The following is a 24,158-nucleotide window of genomic DNA, read 5'->3' as shown; positions in this document are numbered from 1 at the left end:
CGGACCGGTTCGGTGACCCGGACGGGCCTGGTGCCGACGGGCCCGTCCGGGGGACTCAGTGGTGGTGGTGCGTTCCGGGGGCGACCGGGGCAGCGCCCGGCAGGGTCCACTGGATGGTCGGACGGCCGCCCGTCCAGCCGTTCCCGACGCCGTTCTCGTCGGCCTTCCAGAACCAGCCAGGGGTCTTGCCCTCCGGCCAGCCCTCCGGGTACTCCTGCCAGGCTTCCTCGCGGCCGCGCACCGTCATGTCGAGCAGCGCGAGGGCGGGCATGGTCGCCTCCGCCCCGCGCCCCGTCACCGAGTTGGTGAGGAACACGCGGTCGCCCCGGCGCAGGAAGCACACCCAGGTGCCGAAGTCGCCGCCGCCCACGACCTCGTCCTGCGTGTCGAGCACCGAGTGCCAGTGCCGGGGGTACCCCATGAACTCGACGAACGGCGCGAGCTCCGCGTAGGGCGCCTTGGCGAACACCGCGAACGAGACGCCGCGCGCGTTCAGGTACGCCGGCTCCCGGACCGCCCAGTACGTCAGGGTGCATCCAGCGCACTGGTTCTCGAACGGCTCACCCGGGTGCCACATGTGCTTGTAGACGACCAGCTCCTCCCGGCCCTCGAACAGGTCCAGCAGCGTGGTCGGCCCGTCCGGTCCGACCACGGTCGCCCCGGCGTCGACCTCCGTCATCGGCAGCCGGCGGCGGGCCGCCGCGATCGCGTCCCCCTCGCGGGTGTGCGCCTTCTCGCGCACCAGCAGCTCGTCGCGGGCGGCCTGCCACACCTCCCGGTCGACGACGGGCGGTACGGCGGCCGCCTCGGCCCGGCCGGTGTGGTCGCCGGTGTGGTTCTCGTGCGTCGCGGTCATGACGTTCTCCTCGTTCGGTCGCTGGCCTCGCAGGAAGGCAGGAGTGCCCTGGAGGGTTGACGACCGACCGGACGAAAGCTCATCGGCCGGGCGCCTGTCACTACGACGAACGAGCGCGGCGCTGATCGACAGCGATCCGCCGCGGACTACCGCATGAGCGCTACCGCACGAGCGCTACCGCAGCGCCGCCGAGACGATCTCCAGCGCCTCGGCCCGGCCGATGCCGAGCCCGCGGACCGTGTCCGCGTACACGGCCGCCGCGTCCTGGGCACGGGAGAGCCGCTGGTCGCCGGCGGCGCTCACGAAGGTGCCCGCCCGCCCGCGGGTCTCGACCAGGCCGGCCGCCTCCAGCTCCCGGTACGCGCGGGCCACGGTGTTGACCGCGATGCCCAGGTCGGCCGCCAGCGCCCGCACCGTCGGCAGCCGGGTGCCGACGGGAAGGGTCCGGTCCGCCATCTGCTGGGCGAGCGACGTACGCACCTGCTCGAACGGCGGGACGGGGGAGTCGGCGTCGATGCTGATCACGGCAGCAACACTACAAGCGAGGGCGGCGTGGGGGAGGAACGGGACGCACCCCGGCCGATGTGCGGCAGGGGTCGCCTTGGCCGCCGCCCAATGGTAGACATGTAGGACATTTCTGGAACATGGGGGGCACCATGGCTGAGCCGTACGAGATCAAGGACGACACGGGGATCGTGCTGGAAGTGCTGGCGGCGGACGACGAGGCGCAGGGCGAGACGGCGGTGGAGACGATGGCGGAGACCACGTCCGCTCCGGAGGTCGTGACCCAGGCGGCGCCCAGCATCGCGTCGCGGAGCTCGTGGGGCGCGCGCTACCCCGACGGCGACCTGACGCTGACCGGGCCGGCGGTCGAGGTGTTCGTGCACCACTCGGTCACCGCGCAGCTCTCGCCGGACGCGAGCATCGGAGCGGAGGCCGAGCAGATGCGGGCCCTGGAGAGCGTCGGCCAGTCGCGGTTCGGCACGGGCATCTCCTACAACGTGGTCATCTTCCCGTCGGGCAGGGCGTACCAGGGCGTGAGCTGGAACCGGCGGGGCACCCACACCGGCGGCCGCAACAGCACCTCGCGGTCCATCTGCTTCGCGGGCAACTACGAGACGAACACCCCGACCGCGGCCCAGATCTCGACGGCCGCCGCCATCTACCGCGAGGGCAAGGACCGCTGGTGGACGGCGAGCGCGCCCCTGCGGGGGCACCGCGACGTCTCGCAGACCGCGTGCCCCGGCCGGCACCTGTACGCGCGCATCGACGACATCCGCACCGGCTCGGGCTCCACCCCGCCGAGCCCGGGGGAGCCCGGTGGCCTGACGGTGGACGGCTTCTGGGGCTCCGCCACGACCACCAGGCTGCAGCAGGAGCTCGGCACGCCGGTGGACGGCGTCGTGTCGTCGCAGAGCGTGCACTGGCGGGACAGCAACCCCGGCCTGACGACCGGCTGGCAGTGGGTCTCCGACGCCCAGGGCTCCCGGATGATCGCCGCCCTGCAGGCTCGGATCGGGATGGACTCCGGGCAGCGGGACGGCAAGATCGGCCCGCAGACGATCCGCGCCCTCCAGGGGTACCTCGGGACGCCGGTCGACGGCGTCATCTCCCGCGAGTCCCAGGCGGTCATGGCGCTGCAGCGGCGCCTGAACGACGGGCGGGTCTGAACGACGGGCGAGTCTGAGCGAGGTACCGGTCTGAGCGGGCGGCGCGGCGTGGCCGGCGGGTTAGTCTCGCGTCCATGACCGACGCCGCCCAGCGCCCCGCACCTGACCGCCCGGCACCTGACCGCCCGGCACCCGGCCGCCCCGCACCCGGCCAACCGTCCGACGAGCCCCGCACACCCGACCCGATCCCGCTCGGGGCCGCGCCCTGGCCCGCCGACGGCGCCGAACTGGCCACCCGGATCCGTGCCGCGCTCTCGGACGAGGCCGGCGGGAGGGTCGAGGGGCTGGACCAGGCGTCGATCACCACGGTGCTCGACGGCGCGGACATCGCTTCGGCGGACGTCGACCTGTCCGGCGTCGTCGTCCGCACGGAGGACGCCGGAGGCTCGGCCGGTCAGGCCGGATCGGCCGGACCGGCCGAGCAATGGCAGCCCGACGTGGTCCGGCGCGAGCCGGGCACGCTGCGGCGGCTGCGCGTGGACGCGCACCGCATCGTGGCCGTCGACCTGCCGGTCGACGTCACCGCGGAGCTCGAGGGCCTGCGCTTCGACTGGGTCGAGGGTGCCGACGGCCGGGTCGGGATCCTGCCGGTGGAGCCCACCGAGGAGCACCCGGTCTCCGGCCACGCCCGCGTCGCCGTCGACAAGGCGGGCCTGGTCGCGACGGCCCGTGGGCTGCTGACCGTCGTGCTGCAGCAGCAGGGCATCACCCTGACCGCGCTCGACGTGGACCTGGTCTCGAAGGGTCCCCGCGCTGCCGCGCTCCGGGTCGATGCCGGCATCAAGAAGGGCATGTTCCTGTCGGCACGGGTGCAGGCGACGGCGTCGGTCAGCGTGGACGCGAGGATGGTGCTCGCCGTGCGCGACGTGCAGCTCGCGAGCGGCAACCCGCTGGTGGCCGCGCTGCTGGGGACCATCCGTGGCCGGGTGGACGCGGCGACGAGCCGGGACATCGACCTCGCCGAGAAGCTGCCGGCGGGCATCCGGCTGGCGGACGTGCGGCTCGACGTGGGCAGGGAGCTCGTGGTGAGCGCGCGCCTGGCCTGAGATGTGCACGCACACGCCCTAACCCTCAACGTGAACGTGAACCTTGGCCAACCCTCGACCTCAGGTTGAGGCTGATTCCAGGGCAGGAGCTCGAGTGGTCGGTAGAACGTCAGGTGATCGGCACCTCGAGGTGCCGATCACCTGACGTTCTACCGACCATCCTGGGCGGGCCCGGGCTCAGTACGGGTTGTTGACGTACGTGCGGTCCAGGGGTTCCGGGATGCTGAAGTAGTTCGCGGCCAGGCCTGCCGGGTCGGTCGCTAGGGCACCGCGGCCCGGGCCGTCGTCGCCGTCGTCCCATCCCCACGGCGCGTTCGCGGAGTTCTGCGAGCACGAGATCCCGCCGTCGCCGCAGCCGCCCGAGCGGTCGCCCGCGAACGTGCCGTGGCTCGCGAAGAGCTGGGGGTTCGCGCGCTGGTCCCACAGCCCGCCGGGCGCGTGGACGTCCACCAGGCGGTAGGAGACGTCGCGGTCGTCCGGGTGCTCGGGCACCTCGGCGCGCCCGGCCGGGTGGTAGACGACGCCGTCGCCCCGGATGTCGTAGCCCGGGCGGGCCTTGAGACCGTGGCCCTTGGCCTCCTGGGCGGTGACGGGACGAGCCAGGCCGTCGTGCGGGCTGGTCGCCATCTCCAGGGTGCCGTCGATGTTCTCGGCGCCGGGACCCCAGGTGCTGCCCGACGGCGTGTAGGAGAAGAAGTCGGTGTGCGCGACCGTGACCGCGCCGCGCAGCGTGCCGAACGCGGAGCCGTCCTTCTGCACGGCGACCATGACGCCCTCGGCGTCGTTCTCGTGCTCCGTGTCGAAGATCGAGTCGGACCAGTCCCGCGGGTGGAAGAACATGTAGGTGACGAACCAGTGGCTGCCCGTCTCCAGCACCGAGTAGTAGGCGGTGGCCGCCAGGGCGTGGCTGCCGGTGTTGTCCCAGTTGTTGCGCGCGTCCAGGTCGCCGTCGAAGTCGTACGCGGCGAGGTAGTCCGACCGTCCGCCGAGTGCGTTGGTGCCGGTCTGGTCCACGTCCTGGTAGTGGATGGGTGCCCAGCGCTGGGCCACCTCCGCGCTGCTCGCCGCCACCTGCTCGGGGGCGGCCGCCGTCGGGCCGGCGACGGCGGAACCCGCCGCCGCGACGCTCAGGGCGGCCGTGACCGCCGTCGTGCCTCCTGCCAGCTTGCAGGCTCGTGCGAGTCCAGGCATGTCTTCCTCGTTCCGTTCGGAGGGGCTGGAGTGATCGTCGGGCCAAGACTTCACCCACCGCGTGGCCGCCCGACGAAGGCCGAGTAGCAGGTGGGTAACCATTTGTCCGATTCTGGCGACCTTGATACATGACGGTGCATGGGACATGCGGTACATTCCGCCTAAACGACGTGGCGCGCGACCTGGTCGCGCCCAGGACCCCGGGGAGCCATGACAGTCACGACGAGCACCCGGTCGGAGCGCCTGGTCGACCTGGCCGACGACCTGACGCCGCTCACCGAGACCACCACCAGCGCCGATCCCGCGCGTGTGTACGAACGGCTGCGCGCCCGGTGGGGCAACGTCGCGCCGGTGCTGCTGGAGCCCGGCGTGCCCGCGTGGCTGGTGCTCGGGCACCGCGAGCTGGTCACCGTGCTGCGCAACGAGAGCCTGTTCGCGCGGGACTCGCGCAACTGGAACCTGCTCATCGACGCAACGGTCAGTCCGGACAGCGGTGTCGGCGGCGTCCTCGCCCCGCGCGACGGCATCTACTACGTGGACGGGCTGCGGCACCGGCACCTGCGCCGCCTCATCGACGACGCGTTCGAGAGCATCGACGAGCACCGGCTCGCCACGATCACCGAGCAGTGGTGCGGGCTCGCGCTGGACCGGATGCTGGCCCAGGGCGAGGCCGACCTCGTGAACGACTACGCGCGCGCCGTGCCGCTCCTGGTCATGTCCACGCTGTTCGGGCTCGAGCCCGAACAGTCACGCGCGATGCTGAGCCACGCGCAGCGCGTGTTCCAGGCCAAGGGTGCCGCGGGCGGCCAGGCGCTCAACGCGCAGCGCAGCCTCATCGCCGACCTGATCGCCAGTCGCCGCGCCGCGCCGTCGGACGACCTGACCTCCGCCATGCTCAACCACCCCAGCCGGCCCACCGACCTGGACGCGCAGAGCGCCGTCTCGGCCACCCTCATCCTGGGCGGCGAGTTCGAGGTCGCCTGGATCACCCAGGCGCTCCGCCTCCGGCTCACCGACCCCCGGTTCGACGGACGCACCGGCGGCAGGCTTTCGGCGTCGGACACCCTGGAGGCCGCCCTCGGCTCGGCGCCCCCCGCGACCAACACCGGGCCGCGCTTCGCGCTCGCGGACACGACGCTCGGCGGCCGCAAGATCTGGGCGGGCGACGCCGTCGTGCCGGGCATCCTCGGGGCGAGCGCCGAGTCGCGCGGGTCCGGTGACGACATCTGGCTCGAGTCCGGCCACCTCTCCTACCTCACGTGGGGCGCAGGCCCGCACTCGTGCCCTGCTCGCCGACCGGCCACCGTGATCGCGCAGATCGCGGTCGGGGCCGCGCTGCGCCGCCTCGGCGGCGTCGCGCTCACCGTCCCGCCGGACTCGCTGCGCGCTACGGGGACGCTGTGGTCGTCGGTGCCGCAGCAGCTCCCGGTGCGGTTCGAGGAGCACCGGCCCGCGCGGTGAGGGTCAGGATCTCCGGTACCACCACACCCCACGCGATACGCGGCGGGTACTGGTGGCCCACCCCGGACAGCAGCACCAGCCGCGCGTCCTGGAGCGCCTCGGCCAGCGCGACACCGTGCTCCGGCGGGAACAGCGGGTCGGCCTCACCGTGGAGCACCAGCGCGGGCGCGGCGACGTCGGCGAGCGTGCCGCGCACCGGACCGCTCTCCACGAGGAAGTGGTTGGCCGCGGCCGCCGGGTCGATCGACCGCTCGACGACGCGGCGAGCCGCCGCGAGCGTGTCCGCCGCGTCGTAGCCGGGGCCCGCGAACGCCCGGTCGCCCTCGACGAGGTGCTGTACGACGGCGTCCGGGTCGTCCCAGTCAGGATCCGGCGGCGGGTCGTCGAACAAGGCCTGCACCTCTGGCGTGGGACCGGGCAGCCCGGCGGTGTCGCCGCCCGTCAGCGGACTCGTCGACATCAGCGTCAGCGACGCCACCCGGTCCGGGTGCTCGATCGCGGCCTGCTGCGCGATCCCACCGCCCATCGACACGCCGACCAGGTGTGCGCGGCGCACGCCCAGTGCGTCCAGCAGCCGCACCGGGTCCTGCGCCAGGTCGTCCCCGGTGTACGACGGCGCCCCGGGCGGGTCGGTCCGGGACCGTCCGGTGTCGCGGTGGTCGTACCGGACCACGAAGCGCCCGGGACCGCCGGGGGCGTCACCACGGGCCAGCGCCTGGCACAGGTCGTCGTGCCACCAGTCCATGGCGCTCGCGATACCTCCGATCAGCAGGATCGCCGGGTCGGCGGGGTCGCCGAAGGTCTCGGCGCACAGCCGCGCGCCCGCTACGTCGAGCAGGGTCTCCGTCATGGCTGTCCGACGACGCGGACGCCGCGAACTCATCGGTAGGGCGCGTCAGAGCCCGAGGACGAGGGCGACCCCAGCGAGCACCGCGGCGGCGCCCGCACCGATCCAGGCGATCAGCACGTGCCGCCGGGTGCGCTCGCGCGCCGCGTCGATCTCGGCGCGCAGGGCCTCGAACTCCTGGTGCGCTGCCGCGATCTCGGCCCGGACGGCCTGGAGGTGGGCGTCGGCCCTGCCTGCCGTTGCCTGGGCGGTCACGGCGTCGGCGCGGGCGGCGTCCGCCTCGGTGCGGGCCGCGTCGGCGTCGGTGCGGGCCGCGGCGGCCTCCGTCCGCGCGGCGTCGGCTGACGCTCCCGCGTGGTCGGCGGCCGCCAGGGCGGCCGAGGCCAGAGCGGCGGCGTGGTCGGCGGCCTGGCCGGCGGCCTGGCCGATGGCGTGGTCGGCGTGGTCGGTGGCGAGCGGGGCCGGTGTCTGCGGGCCCGCCGTGAGCCCCGGTGTCCGCCCGCCAGGTCGGAGCACCTCGGTGGGCTGGTCCTGTGCCTGCTCGTCCTGAGCGGCGCGGGATCGTGCCGGGGCGTCCGCGCGGGAGAGCTGGTTCTGCACCTCGGCCTTGAGGTCGGACAGGAAGGGGCCGAGGCCCTTGCTCCTGCGTCCCTGGGCGGACGCGTGCCGGGGGACGCCGCCCGGTTGGATCGGGGCGTCGAGTGCGCGCGGGTCGTGTTCGGTCGCCATGGGTGAGAAAGGTACAGGTACCCCGGTCGCGCGAGCCGTACCAGGCCGCGCCGACCGCTGCGCGGCCCGGGCCGATAGGGTTCCGGGGTGCAGCTGACCCGGCCCGACCTCGCGCGGATCCTCGAACGCTACGCCGACGAGCGGCCGACCGCGGAGCCGGGGTGGCTGGACGCGCCGCCCGCGCGGGCACGGGTGTTGCGCGAGCGGGTGGTGCTCGGCCCGGACGCCTCGGTCTCCGCCACTGCCGCGGCGCTGTTCGGCTGGCGGATCCACCGTGGCGCGGGGCTCGTCGTCGCGCCGACCGGTCCGGCCGACGTGGGCGTGACGGTGGTGCAGGCGGTGCGCGTGGGGGCGCTCTGGTTCGCCGCCCCGTGCCGGGTGGTCGACACGGTCCGGACGCCCGACGAGTCGGGCTTCACCTACGCGACGCTGCCGCACCACCCGGAGACGGGCGTCGAGTCGTTCCGGGTGCTGCGGGAGGGAGACCGGGTGGTCTTCGAGATCCACGCCGTGGCCCGCCACGACTTCTGGGGCTCCCGGATCCTGCCGCGGATCGCCCATCGCGTACAGGACCGGGTGACCCGCGGCTATCTGAGCGCGGCCCGGGCCGGCTAGCTCGGTACGGCTAGCTCGGTACGGCTGGGCCGGTGGCTCAGTCGGTCAGGAAGTCCGTGAGCAGCGTCGTGATCTCGTCCGGGCGCTCGAGGTTGGGCAGGTGGCCGGCCCAGCCGAGCTGGACGTGCTTGGCCCCGGGGACATGCCCGGCGAGGTGGTTCGCGACGGCGCGGAAGTGGTCGAGGTCCTGGCCACCGGAGACGATCAGGGTGCGGGCGGTGACGGCCTCCAGGTCGACATCCGGACCGTCCTGCTCGTGGTCGTCCTCCGCGGCGGCGAGCTGGACGTCGAACGCGTGGCGCTGCATGGTGCGCACCAGGTCGCGGGCGTCGTCGTCGGCGTCGGGCCCGAGCCACGTGGCGACGTTGAGCTCGGTGGCCCCGTCGATGTCCCCCGCCTCGAGCAGCGCGTCCTCGCGCCGGGCGAACCGCTGCAGGGAACGCGTGGCAGGCAGGTCGAAGGCGGCGTTCAGCAGGACCAGGTGGGACACGAGGTCCGGCCACTCGGACGCGACCTGGAGAGCCACGTGCCCGCCGGCGGACGCCCCGACGATCGCGACCGGCCGCTCGCCCAGCGAGCTGAGCAGTGCGCGCACGTCGCCGGCGTTGTCGAACGGCTCGCTCGTCAGGGGCGTGTCGCCGTAGCCGCGCAGGTCGCACCGGATCACGCGGTGCGTCCGGGCCAGTGCCGCCTGCTGTGCGCCCCACATCCGGGAGTCGGCGACGCCGGCGTGCAGGAACAGGACGGCAGGGCCGGAGCCCGTCGTGTCGTGGCTGAGGATCATCCGCGAACGGTAACCGCGGCGACGGAGCAGTGGCCAGCGCATTCGGGTGGACGTCATGCGGTGGACTCCAGGGCGGGCGAGGGGTAGTGTCGAACACATGTACGAATCAACGGAAGGTCAGGAGGCCGGGGGTGCCGGCGTGCAGGCGCTGGGATCACCGGTCGACGCCGCGTTCGCGGCGCTGCTCGACGAGCTGTTCACCGGCCCCCGTGTCACGTACGCGCCGGTCCGGGAGTCGCCCACCTACTACGGAGGCCACCGCCACGGCAGGCCGGGACACCGGCGCTTCGTGCTGCGCGCCGGTGTCGACCTCGACGATCCACGCTGAACCCGTCCCGCGGCGCGTGGGGCTACACCACCACGGCGACCACGGTGGCCACTAGGGCCAGGGCGATGCCGACCCAGGCGAACATGGTGGCGGTCGCCGCCTTCTTCGCGGCGGCGTCAGCGGCCTCGCGAGCTGCTGACGCCGCCGTCGCCGCCGAGTCCGCGGCGGCCTGGGCGGCCACCGCGACGGAGCGGGCGGCGTCGAGGTCCGTGCGCAGCGCCCCTGCGGTGGAGGTGAGCTCGTCGATCCGCCCCTGCAGGCGCTCCGCCTCCTGGCGTGCGGCGGCGGCAGTCCGCTCGACCGTCGCAGCGGTCTGCTCCACCGAGGTCGCGAGGTCGGAGGCGGTCTGCTCCCGCACTCGCTCGACGGCCTGCGTGAGGGCCTGCTCGTGCGCCTTCTGCTGTGCGGCGCCCTCCTTGGCGACGAGCTCGCGCAGCTCCGTACCCTGCTCCTTGAGCGTGACGGTGAGCTCCGCGCGCACCTCTTCCGGGGTCAGCGGCTTGTCCGGCTTGGCGAGATAGGCGTCGGCCCACGTGCGCCGTGACCGGCTGGGCCGCCCGGGCTGCCCCGTGCTCTCGACGACGGCCTCCTTCTCCTCGTCGCTCAGGCGGTCGAGCGCTTCGGCCGCCGCCTTGACCGCCGGCGGGGTCTCGACCGGGGCCTTGGCGCCCTTGGGCGTCGTTCCCTGAGGTGTCATCGGCGTCTTGGCCCCCTTGGGTGCCGCGGCGGCTGCCACGGGTGCGGCGTAGTCGGCGTCCTCGTTGTCGGTCGAGGCGGAGTCGGGAATCTTGATGGGCTTGGTCAACAGAGCCCGGAGGCGGTCCATCCGCTCGGTCTTCTCGCCGCCCTCGCTCGGAGGCGCGTCGCTGTCACTGCTCATGGGGGAAACGTACTGCTCTGCCCGTTCTAGGTCGACTACCTGGAGTGGAGTGGCGCTCTACTGATGCCGGTGCTTCAACCCTGCCGACGCATTGAGATACAGGTTGACATCTGAATACTGCACGGTATATCAGTGGGTCATGAACTCACGATCCGAGCCCGTGCCAGCGGCCAGGCCGACACGCAAGGAGGCTCAGCAGGAGACCCGCAGACGACTGGTCGCGTCCGCCATCGAGCTCTTCGCGCGAGCGGGCGTCCGCACCACCTCCCTGAACGCTGTCGCGGAGCACGCGGGTTTCAGCAGGGGTGCCGTGCACGGCAACTACTCCGGCAAGGACGAGCTCGCCGCGGCCGTCGCGGAGGCGGTCGCGGCGCAGCTCGCACCGAGCCTCCGGCGAGTTCTCGAGGCGTCCACGTCGAGCGGTGAGCGGCTGGCGGCGTACATCCGCACCTTCCTCGAGTTCTGCTCGGAGAACCCGGACGCGACGGCTGCCCTGATCGCGGTGGTCGAGCACTTCGGGCGTCAGGACCGGCAGTACTACGGCGGCCGCGCCGCCGACTCGCTCGGCGATCTGGTCGAGCTCTTCGAGGACGGGCAGCGATCCGGTGAGATGCGCGCCTTCGACGCCCCGACGATGGCCTTCGCCGTCCGGACCGTGCTGGACAACGCCGCCGCGCGGCTGCGTGCGGACCGGACGGGCGCCACCGGCCTGACGGCGGAGATCGTGGAGCTCTTCGGGGCCGCGACCCGCAGGAGCGAGGCACCGGCATGAACCGCACGTACCGCATCACGGTCCGCGGTCGTTTCGAGAACCTCGGGGCCACGCAGCGTGCGCGACTGCTCGACGAGCAGGAGGCGCACGACAGGTTCGCGTCGCGGTTCACGCGAGAAGGCACGTTCCTCTACACACCGGAGCTGGTCGGATACCAGTTCCGCTTTCTGCTCGGGGTTCACGAGGAGAGCCCGGAGGACGCCGACCTCGTCGCCGCCCTGGAGGCCGAGGAGCTGGCCGAGGCCGGTATGCGTGAGCGAGGGCTGCAGGGCCGGATCCTCGACGTCGGCCTGGTCTGCGTCGAGGACCTGAAGATGAGAGAGGGGACGCGGCGATGACCCTTGAAACAGCGTTGCTGCTGGCCGGTGCGGCCGACGTCACCCGAGCCGGCATCGACCGCGAGCTGTCGCGGATCGGCGTGAGCCTCGGCGACCTGCGGCGCCTGCGCGTGATCCGCGAGAGCGGAGGTGCCTCGCGGGACGTCCTCGCCGCGGCCCTGGTCGAGAGCCGGTCCCAGGCCGTTCGCAGCACTCTCCCGCTGGAGAAGCTTGGCTGGGTCGAGCGCACGGACGACGGCGTGTTCGTGCTCACCGCCAGCGGGAGAGCACTCCTTGCGGTGGCAGAGGAGATCGCGGACGCCGTCGCATCGCGGCGGTTCGCCGAATGTGGTGTCGACACGGCGGACCTCTCCGTCCGGCTCGGTCCGTTGACCCGGTGACGGCAGGTTGCCCGGACAACCTGCCGCAGTCGTCGGTGGCCTGCCGGGTCCCGCCTCGGGCCGCCTGCCGGCGCTGCTCGAGGGCGCGCACGGCCGCGGCCGGTTCCTGGTGTCGAGCCTCACGGTCGACAAGATCTGGAATGCGACGGGGGCGGCGGTCCAGCCGAGCGCCGCGATCGCCGACAGCGAGATGTTCTTCACGTCCTTGGCCGCGTACGTGCGTCAGGTCCTGGCCGGGACGGCGCCGCTGGTGACACCGACGCTCCAGCCGATCGCCGGACCGCTCGTCGGCGACACCGGGACCAACCACTCACGGGTCCTCGTCCGGCCGGGCAGCGACCTGCACGACCGCGAGAGGTGGACGCTGCGCTACCAGGCCGAGGACGGACCGCACCGGAAGGCCACCGCACGGATCTCCGCAGACAACGACGCGACGGTGCTCTTCGACCTCACCGGCCTGACGGCGGCGACCGCGTACTCGTACACCATCACCCCGGACGGCAGCCCCGTCCCCGGGCTCGACCTCTCCGGCTCGTTCACCACGGCCCCTGCCGACGACGCGGCCACGCGGATGGTGGTCGGCTTCGGCTCGTGCGTCTGGACGGAGCAGAACCACATCTGGGACACGATCCGCGCCGAGGGGTGCGAGGCGTTCGTGCTCATGGGCGACACCCCGTACATCGACTCCACGAACCTGCGGACCGCGCGTGACAAGCACCGTGCGTTCCTCCAGCAGCCGCAGGTCAGGGAGGTCACCCGGACGATGCCGGTCTGGGGGACGTGGGACGACCACGACTTCGGCGGCAACGACGTGCACGGCGACCTGCCCGGCAAGCGCAACAACCGCACGACGTTCGTCGACTACCGGGCCAACCGCACCTTCGGCCACACGGCGGCGGGGGAGCCGCTGCGCGCGCGGACGACCGACGGTGAGGGCATCTACACCTCGTTCCGCCGCGGCCCGCTCGAGGTGTTCCTGCTCGATCCGCGCTGGTTCAGCCGCACCGAGACCAGCTGGGCCGACGAGACGCAGCCCACCGCCCTCGGCCGGGTGCAGTGGGAGTGGCTGCAGGAGCGGCTCCTGGCGAGCACAGCGCCGTTCAAGGTCCTCGCCAACGGCATGATCTGGGACGACAAGGAGAACGGCGAGGCCGACGACTGGGGCACCTACTCCTACGAGCGCGAGGCGATCCTGGACCTCGTCCGGGAACACCGGATCCCCGGGGTGTTCCTGCTCGGCGGTGACATCCACGTCTCGCGGGCGCTGAACTACGGGCCGCGCGTCGGGTATGACCTGTGGCAGTTCATCGTCAGCCCCATGCACAGCTCGGTGATCCCGAGCCTCAACGTGCCCAACCCTGCGCTCGTGCACAGCGCCGTCGAACCGCACGTCTTTCTCCGCCTCGAGCTGGACACGACGGTCGAGCCGGCGAGCATGACCGCCACCTGGATCAACCGTGACGGGGAGCGGGTGTTCGAGGTGTCGACCGACGCCGCACGACTCACGCCATAGGGAAGGTGGTCCTGCGTGGGCGCCCCGGGAAGCCTCCGGGCGCCCACGCGGTTGAGGCACCGTGTGAGACTCTCCCTGCTGGACCGTTCCCGCACCCGGACGGGGTTCCCCGAGAGCGCCGCGCTGGCCCACACGATCGAGCGGGCGGTGTCGGCGGAACGTCTCGGCTTCCACCGTTTCTGGGTCGCCGAGCATCACGCCGTGCCGGGGATCGCCTCGGGCTCGCCACCGGTCCTGCTCGGTGCTCTCGGGGCCCGCACCTCCACCATCAGGATCGGGTCGGGCGGGGTGATGCTGCCGCACCACCAGCCGCTGGTCGTGGCCGAGCAGTTCCTCATGCTCGATGCCCTCTACCCGGACCGGGTGGACCTCGGGCTCGGGCGGTCCCTCGGCTTCACGGCCCCCGTACGCCGGGCGCTGAGGCACGGGTCGGACGCCCCGGACACCTTCGCCGAGGACGTCGCGGAGCTGCGCGATCATCTCGACGGCACGGCGGCGGTCACCGCCCGGCCGGTCGCCGCACGCACGATCCCGGTCTTCGTGCTCGCCACCGGGCGCGGCCTCGCCGTCGCCGCCAGGCTGGGCCTGCCCGTGGTCATCGGCGGGCCGGTGCTGGGCAGCGCCTCGCTGCCGGAACTCGTCGCGGCGTACCGCGCCGAGTTCCGGCCCTCACCGCGCGCGCCGGAACCCTCGGTGACGGTCTCGCTCGACGTCCTCGTGGCGGACACGGACGCGGAGGCGCGGGACCTGGCCCTGCCGGAGGCGTGGGCGATGGCCAGGTCCCGCCAGACCGGTGAGTTCGGCCCGCTCGAGCCGGTCGCGTCCATCCGTGCCCAGCACTGGACCAGCCAGCTGCGCGAGCGGGTCGAGGCGCACGTCGCGCACGGCGCCGTCGGCGCTCCCGCCACCGTGCGGCGCCGCCTCGACCGGCTGGTTCAGGCCACGAGGGCCGAGGAGCTCGTGGCGTTCAGCTCCACCTATGACCGAGACGCCCAGGCGGCCTCCGACGCCGCGCTCCGCGAGCTGGTGCGTGGCTAGCGTCTCTCGCGGGCGGGACGGGGACAGGCCGGCGCCCCCGCGCCTCACCCGACCGTGTACCGGCTGGTGATCGCGACGCGGTTGAAGGCGTTGATCACGGTGACGACCCAGGAGACCGCGGCGATCTGGTCGTCGGAGAGCACCTTCGCGGCTGCCGCGTAGTCGTCGTCGCTGACGTGCCCGTCGAAGACCTGGGTGATCGACTCGGCGAGGCCGAGGGCGGCGCGGTCGGTCTCGGAGAAGTAGCCCGTCTCGCGCCAGGCGGGCAGCACGGCGATCCGGTCGGGATTCTCACCCTTCTTCAGGGCGTCGCGGGTGTGCATTCGCAGACAGTACGCGCACCCGTTGATCTGAGACGCCCGGATCCGCAAGAGCTCGACGAGAAGCGGGTCCAGGCCGGCCGCCACGGCGTGGCTCGCCGCGTCCGCGGACAGTGCGATCAGCGCCTGGTAGGTGGTCGGCTGCTGCTGGCCGAGGTCGACACGTTCCGAGGTGGTCATGGGGGCTCCTTCGAGTCGTCGGACGGCCACCGCCGGTGCGCGACGATCGCGACGTACCCGTGGCCGCCAGGGAGACGACGCGGCCCGTCCGGACGTGACAGCGGGTCAGAGGTGCGTGAGCTTCTCGGGGTTGATGACCCTGCGGTAGTCGGTGATCAGCCCGTCCCTGATCTGCACCGTGTCCACGGAGTAGACGTGGCCCTCCCGGTGGAAGACCAGCGAGAGCTCGCCGCCCACCTCGACGAGGTCGATGCGGTCGGGGCGCAGCCGGCGCCCGAGACGCACCATGACCTCGGCCACCCGCTGCCCGCCGAAGATGGGCTTGCGTGCCGCGGAGATCTTGCCGCCACCGTCCGTCGTGTAGACGGCGTCCGGGTCCAGCAGCCTGACCAGCCCCGCCAGGTCCCCGGTCTCGTAGGCCCCGCGAAACGCCGTCAGCACCCGCTCGCGCTCCGCGCGCGAGGCGTGCGGCGACGAGCTCCGCCGGGCGGCGACCCGCCGTCGGGCCCGCGACGCGAGCTGCCGAGCCGTGGGCACCGGGACGTCCAGGATCTCGGCGATCCGGGCGAACTCCAGACCGAAGACGTCGTGCAGCACGAAGGCCACCCGTTCCGGCGGGCTGAGCTGCTCCATGACCAGGAGCATCGCCGTGGTGACGGAGTCGTCGACGAGCACCGGCTCCGCCGCGTCCGGCCCGGTCAGCAGCGGTTCGGGCAGCCACGGCCCGACATAGGTCTCCCTGCGGCGACGGGCACTCTTGAGGATGTCGTACGACCGGCGGGCGGACACCGTGATCAGCCACGCGCGAAGATTCTCCACGGCGTCGAGGTCCGCGGCGCTCGCGCGGAGCCAGACGTCCTGGACCACGTCCTCGGCGTCGGCGACGCTGCCCAGCAACCGGTAGGCCGCGCCGAAGACGGCGGGCCGGTGTGCCGGCCACTCGTCGCGGAGCCGGTCCTGCCCCGACATGTCTGCCGCCATCCGGATCGTTCCCCTCGGTCGGGGGTCAGCATAGATCGGATGCCCGGGACCGGTGCCGGTCACGAGCGTGCCGGGCCGCTCCGGATCAGCAGGCCCGCGATACCGCACACGAGGAGCGCGGCGACGTTGATCAGCACGATCACTCGCCAGTCCAGCACGACGAGCAGCGCCGCCCCGGCCGCCGTGAACAGCACGTGCGGAAAGCTGAGCAGCACCTGGCTCGCGGCGGCGGCGCGCCCCTGCAGCGCGGCGGGCGTCACCATGTGGCGTTCGGTGGTGTACGCGATGATCGCCGCCGTGGTGCCCAGGCCTACCGCGACCTGCGAGACGGCCACCAGGGGGATCAGTGCCAGGGGTACCGGCGCGAGGCCGAGGCCGGCCAGCAGCAGCCCCGCTGCCGCGAGTCGGGGGCGTCCCCAGCGGGCCATCAGGCGGGGTGCCAGCATTCCCGCCGCAAAACCACCCACTCCCTGCAGCACCAACAAGGGCGGGAGCCAGGCGCGCGGAATACCGACCGCGTCGAGGATGGCGAAAACGGCGCCGTCGATCAGGCCGGTAAATGCAAAAGCAACCAATAGTGTGACGGTCAGCGGCCGGAGCGGGTTGAGGGTGAAAAGCTGCCGAAATCCAGAGGAAAGCTCAGCCATTGTCAGTCGCTGCGTCGCGGGAATGACGGACTCGTCGATCCGGAGGGCCAGAAAGACTATCGCCGCCGCGGTAAACGCAATGATCGAGGCCGCGACCAGGAGGTGCGGTCCGAACGCCGCGTACACCCCGGCACCGACGAACGGCATCGCGATCCTGAACCCCTGGTCGATGGTGCTGAGCCGCGAGTTCGCGTGGCCGAGCGCCGCGTCCGGGAGCAGGTCCCTCAGCAGCCCGGACTGCCCGGCGCCGGTCACGTACCCGGTGGCGGCGTAGAGCACCGTGGCGGCGTAGATCAGCCAGACCTGCCCGCCGTGGTGCACCCAGAGGAGCGGTACGAGGCAGGCGGCGCCCACGAGGTACGACGTCGCGAGCAGCTTGCGGCGGGACACCCGGTCGGCCAGCGCTCCGAGGAACGGCGCGCCGAGCGACGGGAGGCCGATCATCGCGAACGTGAGGCCACCGGCCGTGATGCTGCCGGTCAGGTCAGCGACCCAGATCGCGAGGATGAGGGTGAGCGCGGAGTCGGCGAAGTTGCTGAGAACCCAGCCCGTCGTCAGCCAGCGGAAGGTCGGCGTGCGCAGGAGGTCACCCGGTGCGGCGACGGCGGTGGCGTGGCCCACGTCAGCGGTTGAGGCTGTGCGTCGAGTCGGAGAAGAGCTCCGGTTCGCGGATCCTCAGGAGCTGGTCGAGCCGTTCCCTGACGCGTTCCTGCTCGTCGTCGATGGGCTCGAACCGTTCCAGCAGCAGCAGACCTGCCGCGGTCACCTGGGTGACGCCCTCCTGGGTGTCGATCACCGTGGCGTCGCACGCCTTCGCGAGTGATTTGAGATGTCGCCGGACGACGCTTTCTGAATGGTGCTCGTTCCGGGCGATCTCACGGATGCTGTTGTGGCGGGCCAGTGCTCGCAGAAACCGCCAGCTCTGGAACGAAACCTCTGTTTCTGCCAAGGACCTTCCCTTCGCCTGGTGGGCTCGTCGTGACCGACCGGTCAACGTCGTGGCTTGCTTGAACATACCCATGTACAGGTGTCCGGTCAGATGAAGAGCAGGTTAATTTTCGGCATGCCTTCGGAGAGTGTCAAGAGGGCGTGGCGACACGTCGCCTGCGTTTGTTTGTCAACGAAAGTACGACACGTTCACCCACCCTTTTTAGGTGCGCCCGAAAGGTTGTGCGCCGTCCGGGGCCTCTGCAGCATTGCTGCCAGCCGCCACCCCGGATGGCGGCCGCGTGCCGAAGGAGCTGAGATGCAGGACGTGGTGCCGCTGCCGGACCTGGCCGATCGCGCGACACGTTCCCTGGGGGCACCTCTCGCGTCGACGGTGGTGCGGGTGCTCGACGCGTTCCTGCGCCCCGTCGCCCAGGGCGGTATCGGTGAGCTGTACGTGGCCGGTCCGCAGCTCGCCCGTGGCTACCTGGGCGAGCCGGCCGAGACCTCCGCCAGGTTCGTCGCCGACCCCGCCGGAGTGCCAGGGGCACGGATGTACCGCACGGGCGACATCGTGGAGTGGACCCACGACGGCGGCCTGGTCTTCCGGCGTCGCGCCGATCGTCAGCTCAAGGTGCGCGGCTTCCGCGTCGATCTCGCCGAGCTGGAGCATGACGCCCAGGGCGTCGCCGGCGTGACGGGTGCGGCGGGCCTCGTCGTCGACGGGGTGCCGCACGTGGTGCTTACCGTGGCGCCAGGAGGGCCCGACGGCGAGGCGGTCCGGGCGCACCTGCGCTCGACCGTGCCGCCCCACCGCGTACCCGGCTCGGTCACCGTGGTCGAACGCATCCCCCTGACGGTCCGCGGCAAGGTCGACCACCGGGCACTGCGCGGTCTGGTCGGCGAGCCTGCCGTCCCGGAGCCCCTGCTGGACGGCGACGCGACGGACCCGCGCCTGCGCACGCTCGTCGACGTGTTCGCGGAGGTGCTCGGCCGCGCCGACGTGGGCCCGGGCACGGACTTCTTCGCGGTGGGCGGTCATTCCCTCAGCGCGCTGCGCGTGGTCGCCCGCGCGAACGCCGAGCTCGGCGTACGCCTCACCGGACGCGACGTGTTCCGCGCCGGGACACCCAGGGACCTGCTCGCCCGGATCGACGAGACGGCCCGGCCCGCTGCGTCCGGCGGTGACGTCCTCGACGCCGTCGTGGTCCCGGTGCCGCGCGAGCTGACCCGCGCGCAGGCCGGCATGTGGTACCTCGAACGCACGCTCGGCGGCGGCTCGCTCTACACCGCGGCGATCACGCAGCGGCTCACCGGGACGGTCGACACGGACGCGCTGCAGGGTGCCGTGCACGACGTCGTGCTGCGCCACCCGGCGCTGCGGGTGACGTTCTCCGAGGAGTCCGGGCGGCCGGTGCGCCGCGAGCTGGCACCCGAGGATCCTCTGGTCCGGTCGGCGGCAGCGCTGGAGGTCCAGGACTGCGCTCCCGGTGACGTCGAGCGGCTCGCACGCGAGGCGGCACTGCGCGGTGGCGATCTCACCGCCGGACCACCGCTGGGCGTGGTCCTCGTGCGGTCGGGCGGCACCGCCGTGCTCGTGCTGCGCACCCACCACATCGTGTGCGACGGGTGGTCGGCCCGGGTGCTCGCCGGGGACCTCGCCGCCGCGTACACAGCGCGCCGCCGCGGTACGGCCCCGGCTCTGGCGGGACCGGTCCGGCGCCACGAGGGGGAGTCGGAGCGTCCGGACGACGTCGCTCGAGCGGAGCAGTACTGGCGGACGGCGCTGCACCAGGTGCCGGACGAGCTGCCGCTGCCGACGGACCGGCCCCGGCCGGCCGTGGCTACGTTCGCGGGGTTCTCCCGCCGCTTCCGTCTCGACGGCGGACGCGCCCACGCGCTCGCCGAGCTGGCCCGCAGGTACGGCACCACGCCGTTCACGGTGGTGCACGCGGCCTTCGCGACCGCGCTGCACCGGCTCGGCGCGGGTGAGGACATCGTCGTCGGCACCCCGGTCGCCGGGCGCGATACCGCCGACGCCGACGTGGTCGACATGTTCGTCAGCACGCTCGTGCTCCGGACGCCGGTCACCGCCACGTCGACCTTCGAGGAGGTCCTGGAGCGGTCGCGGGAGGTCGTCCGGGGTGCCCTGGCGCACCAGGGCGTGCCCTTCGAGCGTGTGGTCGAGCTGATCCGGCCCCGGCGCAGCGCCACCATCCACCCCATCTTCCAGGTGCTGCTCTCGCTGGACGACACCCCGCACCGCCCGGTGCGGATGGACGGGCTCGACGTGCGACCGGTCACCGGCGACGCGGAGCACGCTCGCTTCGACCTGTCGGTCTACCTCGAGGCCGACGCCGCCGACGGGGGAGCGCACGGTACGGACACGGCCTACGACGTCCGCGTCGAGTGCGCCTCCGACCTGTTCGACCCGCCGACGGCCGACCTGGTCTGGCACACCGTCGCCAGGGTGCTGGACGGGGCCGCCGCGGACCCGGTGTGTGCCGTCGGCGACCTCGACGTGCTCGGGGCCGACGGCGCCGCAGCGGTGGCCCGGACCGAGCGGGGGCCGGTGGTCGCCGGTGAGCCCGACGAGACGATCCACGGACGGGTCCGGGCCACCGCGGCCGGGCGGAGCAGCGCGACGGCGCTCGTCGACGAACGCGGCAAGGTGGCCTTCGGCGCCCTGGTGCGTTGGGCCGATGACATCGCACGCCGGCTGACCGACGCCGGCGTGCGCCCGGGGGACAGGGTCGCGATCGCGGTCCCCCGGTCGGGCGACATGGTCGCCGCGATGCTGGGTGCGATGGCCGCCGGCGCCGCCTACGTGCCGCTCGACCTCTCCTACCCCGCCGAACGGCTGGCGTTCCTGGTCCAGGACAGCGGTCCCGCGGCGGTGCTCGTCGCCCAGGGCGAGCCCACCGTGGACACGCTCGGTGAGCGGCTGCGGGACGCGGGCGTGCCCGCCGTCGTCGTGCCGGACCGTGACGGTGTCGTCGACGGCCCCACGCCTCCGCCCGTGCCGTCGGCCGCCTCCGCCTACGTGCTGTACACCTCCGGTTCGACCGGCCGGCCGAAGGGCGTCGTCGTGTCGCACGCGGCGGCGTTGAACCAGCTCCGGTGGATGCAGGAGGCGTTCCCCGTGGAGCCGGGGGAGGGCGTGCTGCAGAAGACCCCCACCGGCTTCGACGTGTCCGTCACCGAGATCTTCTGGCCGCTCGCCGTCGGAGCGACCCTGGTCCAGGCGGAGCCCGGCGGCCACCGCGACCCCCGCCATGTGCACGAGCTGCTGACCCAGCACGCGGCAGGCACGGCGTTCTTCGTCCCGTCGATGCTCACCGAGCACCTGGGGGCGGTCGCGGAGCGTCCGGCGGGCCTGCGTCAGGTGATCGTCACCGGCGAGCCCGTCCGTCAGGGCCTGGTCACCGACGTGCACGACGTCATGGATGCCGTGTTCCACAACGGGTACGGCCCCACGGAGGTCGCCGTCCACGCCACGGCGTGGAGCGCGGCCCCCGGTGACGTCGTGCCGGCACGCGTACCGATCGGCACGCCCCTGCGCAACGTGACGGCCTACGTGCTGGACGCGCGGTTGCGACGGGTCCCGTTCGGAGTGGCGGGCGAGCTGTACCTCGCCGGTGTCCAGCTCGCCGACGGCTACCACCGCCGCCCCGGCACCACCGCCGAACGGTTCGTCGCCGACCCGTACGGCGCACCCGGCGAGCGCATGTACCGGACGGGCGACCTCGTACGGCGGACGCACGAGGGGCTGCTGGAGTACGTCGGCCGGACGGACAGCCAGGTCAAGGTGCGCGGCGTCCGGGTGGAGCTCGGCGAGATCGAACGGGTCCTGCTGGAGCGGGACGGGGTGCGGGAGGCCGCGGTGGTGCTCCAGCCGGATCCCGGCGGGCCGTCCCGCCTCGTCGCGCACGTCGTGACGGATGGTGCCGACCGGCCCGGTGCCACGGGCGCGACGGGCAGCGATGCCGCGACGTGGCTCCGCGGTGAGGCCGTGCGCGTCCTGCCGCCCGCGATGGTGCCGGACCGCGTCGCGGTCCACCCCCGGCTGCCCCGGCTGCCGAACGGCAAGGTGGACCGGTCGGCACTGCCCGAGGTCGCGTTCGGCGGCGCGGCGGCGCGCCGCGAACCGTTCGGCGAGGCCGAGCGGGCCGTGCACGCGGCCGTCGCGCGCGCGGTCGGGCACGACGACTTCGGTGTCGACGACCGGTTCTTCGACATCGGCGGGGACAGCATCCGCTCCATCGCGGTCGCCGCGGCCGTGCGCGAGGCGGGCTACGAGCTCGATCTGCGGCTCTTCTTCGACCCGGGCACGGTCAGCTCCCTCGCGGCGGGGGCCGTTCCGGTCACGCCGGCGCCCAGCGGCGCCGCCGCGGCGGCACCGGGTACGCCGAGCCCGGCCGACGACGAGTGGGACCTCGGCGACCTCGTCGAGCTCACCGACGAGGAACGCTCAGCCGTGGCGGCCACGGCCGGTCGCCGCAGCGGGGGCAGGCATGGCTGAGCCACGCATCCTCCCGCTCACCGCGGCCCAGGCAGGCCTGCTCGCCGAGACACCGCTGGACGGCGACGACCCCTACATCGCTCAGGTGCACGTCGACGTCGCGGGCCCGGTCGCCCCTGACGCCCTGTCCGCGGCCTGCCGTACCGCGCTCGACAAGGTGCCGAACCTGCGCGCCGCACTGGACGCGACCAGTGCTCGCACGCCCGTGCTGGTGCTCGGTGCGGCCGGACCCGGTGAGTGGGCGGTGGCCGACCTGCGCGACGGCGCAGACCCCGACGAGGAGATGCGGCGGCTGCGCGCCGCCCGGTTCGACGTCGCCGAGGGAGACCTCGTCCGGTTCGCCCTGCTGCGCCTGCCCGGCGACGTGTCCCGCCTCGTGCTCACGTTCCACCACCTCCTGCTGGACGGCTGGTCGGCGGGCCTCCTGCTCCGGCTCGTGCTGCGGTGCCTGGTCGCTGGTCCGGCCACGCCCGCGCCGCCGCCCGTGACCCGGCTGCTCCGCTGGCAGGCGACTCACCGGCCCGACGAGGAGGCCTGGTCGGCCGTGCTGGACGGCGCCCGTCCTACCGCGGTGGCCACGGCGCTCGTCCCGCCACCGGTGGCGCTACCCGGCCGTTCGGCGCAGCTCGTCGACGTGCCGGACCACGTCGCCCGGGCCGTCACGACGGTCGCCCGCGGTGCGGGGACGACCGCCGCCACCGTGCTGCACGCCGCGTGGGGCGTGACGCTGGCCAGGACATTCGGCCGGTCCGACGTGCTGTTCGCCGTGGTCGACTCCGGCCGGTCCGCCCCGGTGGAGGGCGTCGACGAGATCGTCGGCATGCTCGTGGTCACGACGGTCCGCCGTATCAGGGCCGTCAGCAGCGTCGACGACGCCCTCGCGGAGCTCGGCCGCGAGGTGGCGTCGACGGCGGGGGCCGCACCGCTCCCGCTCGCGGCGGTCGGCGCCCGGCTCGGGGCCGACGTCGCGGCGGACACGCTCGTGGTCGTCGACAACCAGGCGGGGCTCTTCGAGGACGTTCGCCTGCCCGGCGGCCTGCGGGTCGTGGGCGGTGGTGGGACACAGCAGTCGGCGTTCCCCGTGGTGCTGCACGTGACGACGACCCCGGACCTCCGCCTGGAGATCCAGTACGACCGGGCCACCGTGGGGACCGAGGCGGCCGGGACGCTCGCGCGGGTCATGGCGGACGCGCTGGCCGACGTCGTGCGCGGGGGTGCTCCCTGCCGTGCGGCGCAGCTGACGCACCGGGCCACCGCCCCGGCCGCGGCGGTGCCCGACAGCGCCCCGTCGCCACTGGGGCGCGTGCTGGAGGTGGCGCGCCGTGATCCGTCGCGTCCCGCCGTCGTCGACGCGTACGGGCCGACGACCTACGGCGAGCTGGTCCGTCGCGCGTCCCGGATCGCGGGCGCCCTGGTGGACGACGGCATACGCACGGGGGACGTCGTGGCGCTGTGCATGGACCGGTCCGCCGAGCTGGCGGCGGCGGTGCTGGCGGTCCGGTGGGCGGGCGCCGCGTACCTCGCCCTCGACCCGCAGCAGCCCGACGAGCGCCGGGAGGACCTCGTGCGCCGCACCGGCTGCCGCGTCGTACTGCGCACGGGCGAGGTTTCCGCCACGGGGCCGACGCTGCCCGAGCCGTCGGCCGGCGGCGGCGACCTCGCCTACGTGGTGCACACGTCCGGGTCGAGCGGCGCGACGAAGGGCGTCGCCGTCCCTGACGACGCGCTGGCCGCCCAGCTCGCCTGGCTAGGTGACCACGTGGCGGTGACGCCTGAGGACCGAGTGCTGTGGCGCACGTCGGTCGCCTTCGACGCCTCGGTCTGGGAGCTGTGGCTGCCGTTGGTGACCGGGGCGACGGTGGTGGCGGCAGGCCCCGGCGAGGGCGCCGACCCGCTGGCCCTGCGCCGGCTGCTCGGTGAGGTCACCGTGGCACAGGTGGTCCCGACCCTGCTCGGGCCGGTCGTCGACGGCGGGAGCTGGCGACCGCCCCCTGGCCTGCGCTTGCTCGCCGTCGGAGGAGAGCCGTTCCCCGGGTCCCTCGCCCGGCACGTGCTGCGTCCCGGCGGACCGCGTGTGCTGAACCTCTACGGCCCCGCGGAGACCACGGTCCAGGTCGCCGCACACGACGTCGG

General features: G+C 73.3%; 23 protein-coding genes (1 of these 23 running past the window's edge). 12 read left to right on the top strand and 11 right to left on the bottom strand.

What is annotated here, in order from left to right:
* Positions 1-55: 55 nt before the first annotated feature.
* Both ACYVK7_RS08105 and ACYVK7_RS08100 read right to left on the bottom strand, forming a co-directional pair.
* Positions 56-856: a DUF899 family protein gene (locus tag ACYVK7_RS08105; RefSeq protein ID WP_460887185.1), complete on the bottom strand. Its 801-nt coding sequence runs from the start codon at positions 854-856 to the stop codon at positions 56-58.
* A gap of 174 nt (positions 857-1,030) precedes the next feature.
* Positions 1,031-1,381, bottom strand: coding sequence for a GntR family transcriptional regulator (locus ACYVK7_RS08100; RefSeq protein WP_460887184.1), 351 nt, complete (start codon positions 1,379-1,381; stop codon positions 1,031-1,033).
* 131 nt (positions 1,382-1,512) lie between these two features.
* On the opposite strand from ACYVK7_RS08100, the gene ACYVK7_RS08095 reads away from it, so the two are divergent.
* Together ACYVK7_RS08095 and ACYVK7_RS08090 are read left to right on the top strand one after the other, a co-directional pair.
* A complete protein-coding gene (locus ACYVK7_RS08095; RefSeq protein ID WP_460887183.1) occupies positions 1,513-2,526 on the top strand; it encodes a peptidoglycan recognition protein family protein in 1,014 nt (337 codons plus the stop codon).
* A 74-nt stretch (positions 2,527-2,600) separates the two neighbouring features.
* A complete protein-coding gene (locus ACYVK7_RS08090) occupies positions 2,601-3,572 on the top strand; it encodes a hypothetical protein (protein ID WP_460887182.1) in 972 nt (323 codons plus the stop codon).
* 177 nt (positions 3,573-3,749) lie between these two features.
* Here the strand turns inward: ACYVK7_RS08090 and ACYVK7_RS08085 are convergent, their stop codons facing one another.
* On the bottom strand, positions 3,750-4,763 hold the full coding sequence (locus ACYVK7_RS08085; protein ID WP_460887181.1) for a hypothetical protein: 1,014 nt from the start codon (positions 4,761-4,763) through the stop codon (positions 3,750-3,752).
* A gap of 210 nt (positions 4,764-4,973) precedes the next feature.
* Between ACYVK7_RS08085 and ACYVK7_RS08080 the strand changes: the two genes are divergently transcribed.
* Positions 4,974-6,224, top strand: coding sequence for a cytochrome P450 family protein (locus tag ACYVK7_RS08080; RefSeq protein ID WP_460887180.1), 1,251 nt, complete (start codon positions 4,974-4,976; stop codon positions 6,222-6,224).
* On the opposite strand, the gene ACYVK7_RS08075 is transcribed toward ACYVK7_RS08080, so the two are convergent.
* Both ACYVK7_RS08075 and ACYVK7_RS08070 read right to left on the bottom strand, forming a co-directional pair.
* Positions 6,151-7,074 carry an alpha/beta fold hydrolase gene (locus ACYVK7_RS08075; RefSeq protein WP_460887179.1) on the bottom strand — a complete coding sequence of 308 codons (924 nt, stop codon included), beginning with the start codon at positions 7,072-7,074 and terminating at the stop codon, positions 6,151-6,153. The genes ACYVK7_RS08080 and ACYVK7_RS08075 overlap by 74 nt on opposite strands.
* A 45-nt stretch (positions 7,075-7,119) precedes the next feature.
* The gene (locus ACYVK7_RS08070) at positions 7,120-7,800 is read right to left on the bottom strand and encodes a hypothetical protein (protein ID WP_460887178.1); all 681 of its coding nucleotides are present in this window, start codon (positions 7,798-7,800) and stop codon (positions 7,120-7,122) included.
* An 87-nt stretch (positions 7,801-7,887) separates the two neighbouring features.
* Between ACYVK7_RS08070 and ACYVK7_RS08065 the strand changes: the two genes are divergently transcribed.
* Complete coding sequence (locus tag ACYVK7_RS08065; protein WP_460887177.1) at positions 7,888-8,415, top strand: DUF1990 family protein; 528 nt, start codon at positions 7,888-7,890, stop codon at positions 8,413-8,415.
* A gap of 37 nt (positions 8,416-8,452) precedes the next feature.
* Here the strand turns inward: ACYVK7_RS08065 and ACYVK7_RS08060 are convergent, their stop codons facing one another.
* Positions 8,453-9,199 carry an alpha/beta fold hydrolase gene (locus ACYVK7_RS08060; RefSeq protein ID WP_460887176.1) on the bottom strand — a complete coding sequence of 249 codons (747 nt, stop codon included), beginning with the start codon at positions 9,197-9,199 and terminating at the stop codon, positions 8,453-8,455.
* A gap of 97 nt (positions 9,200-9,296) precedes the next feature.
* On the opposite strand from ACYVK7_RS08060, the gene ACYVK7_RS08055 reads away from it, so the two are divergent.
* Positions 9,297-9,527, top strand: coding sequence for a hypothetical protein (locus ACYVK7_RS08055; RefSeq protein WP_460887175.1), 231 nt, complete (start codon positions 9,297-9,299; stop codon positions 9,525-9,527).
* 22 nt (positions 9,528-9,549) lie between these two features.
* On the opposite strand, the gene ACYVK7_RS08050 is transcribed toward ACYVK7_RS08055, so the two are convergent.
* Positions 9,550-10,407: a hypothetical protein gene (locus ACYVK7_RS08050; RefSeq protein ID WP_460887174.1), complete on the bottom strand. Its 858-nt coding sequence runs from the start codon at positions 10,405-10,407 to the stop codon at positions 9,550-9,552.
* A gap of 139 nt (positions 10,408-10,546) precedes the next feature.
* On the opposite strand from ACYVK7_RS08050, the gene ACYVK7_RS08045 reads away from it, so the two are divergent.
* The 5 genes from ACYVK7_RS08045 (at position 10,547) to ACYVK7_RS08025 (ending at position 14,448) form a co-directional block, all read left to right on the top strand.
* Positions 10,547-11,179 (top strand): TetR/AcrR family transcriptional regulator, encoded by a 633-nt coding sequence (locus tag ACYVK7_RS08045; RefSeq protein ID WP_460887173.1) that lies wholly within the window; start codon positions 10,547-10,549, stop codon positions 11,177-11,179.
* Positions 11,176-11,517: a DUF6204 family protein gene (locus ACYVK7_RS08040; RefSeq protein ID WP_460887172.1), complete on the top strand. Its 342-nt coding sequence runs from the start codon at positions 11,176-11,178 to the stop codon at positions 11,515-11,517. The genes ACYVK7_RS08045 and ACYVK7_RS08040 overlap by 4 nt, the downstream gene beginning before the upstream one ends.
* Positions 11,514-11,897, top strand: coding sequence for a hypothetical protein (locus tag ACYVK7_RS08035; RefSeq protein WP_460887171.1), 384 nt, complete (start codon positions 11,514-11,516; stop codon positions 11,895-11,897). The genes ACYVK7_RS08040 and ACYVK7_RS08035 overlap by 4 nt, the downstream gene beginning before the upstream one ends.
* 7 nt (positions 11,898-11,904) lie before the next feature.
* A complete protein-coding gene (locus tag ACYVK7_RS08030) occupies positions 11,905-13,410 on the top strand; it encodes an alkaline phosphatase D family protein (protein WP_460887170.1) in 1,506 nt (501 codons plus the stop codon).
* Between the two features lie 63 nt (positions 13,411-13,473).
* The gene (locus ACYVK7_RS08025; protein WP_460887169.1) at positions 13,474-14,448 is read left to right on the top strand and encodes an MsnO8 family LLM class oxidoreductase; all 975 of its coding nucleotides are present in this window, start codon (positions 13,474-13,476) and stop codon (positions 14,446-14,448) included.
* Positions 14,449-14,492: 44 nt separating this feature from the next.
* On the opposite strand, the gene ACYVK7_RS08020 is transcribed toward ACYVK7_RS08025, so the two are convergent.
* The 4 genes from ACYVK7_RS08020 to ACYVK7_RS08005 form a co-directional block, all read right to left on the bottom strand.
* On the bottom strand, positions 14,493-14,948 hold the full coding sequence (locus ACYVK7_RS08020) for a carboxymuconolactone decarboxylase family protein (protein ID WP_460887168.1): 456 nt from the start codon (positions 14,946-14,948) through the stop codon (positions 14,493-14,495).
* Positions 14,949-15,053: 105 nt separating this feature from the next.
* Complete coding sequence (gene sigJ, locus ACYVK7_RS08015) at positions 15,054-15,929, bottom strand: RNA polymerase sigma factor SigJ (RefSeq protein WP_460887167.1); 876 nt, start codon at positions 15,927-15,929, stop codon at positions 15,054-15,056.
* A 59-nt stretch (positions 15,930-15,988) separates the two neighbouring features.
* Positions 15,989-17,197, bottom strand: a complete 1,209-nt coding sequence (locus tag ACYVK7_RS08010) for an MFS transporter (protein WP_460887166.1) — start codon at positions 17,195-17,197, stop codon at positions 15,989-15,991.
* A gap of 1 nt (position 17,198) precedes the next feature.
* A complete protein-coding gene (locus ACYVK7_RS08005; RefSeq protein ID WP_460887165.1) occupies positions 17,199-17,372 on the bottom strand; it encodes a hypothetical protein in 174 nt (57 codons plus the stop codon).
* Positions 17,373-17,822: 450 nt separating this feature from the next.
* Between ACYVK7_RS08005 and ACYVK7_RS08000 the strand changes: the two genes are divergently transcribed.
* Positions 17,823-22,025 carry an amino acid adenylation domain-containing protein gene (locus ACYVK7_RS08000; RefSeq protein ID WP_460887164.1) on the top strand — a complete coding sequence of 1,401 codons (4,203 nt, stop codon included), beginning with the start codon at positions 17,823-17,825 and terminating at the stop codon, positions 22,023-22,025.
* Positions 22,018-24,158, top strand: partial view of an amino acid adenylation domain-containing protein gene (locus tag ACYVK7_RS07995; protein ID WP_460887163.1) — the 5' end (the start) only. The gene runs 2,287 nt beyond the window's last position; the window shows 2,141 of its 4,428 coding nt (coding positions 1-2,141); it begins with the start codon at positions 22,018-22,020; its stop codon lies beyond the right edge, outside the window. Before ACYVK7_RS08000 ends, ACYVK7_RS07995 begins: the two co-directional genes overlap by 8 nt.

This window comes from Promicromonospora xylanilytica, assembly GCF_054782895.1.
Note: the sequence above shows the minus strand (reverse complement) of the source record. Positions and strands in the feature narration are given on the sequence as shown.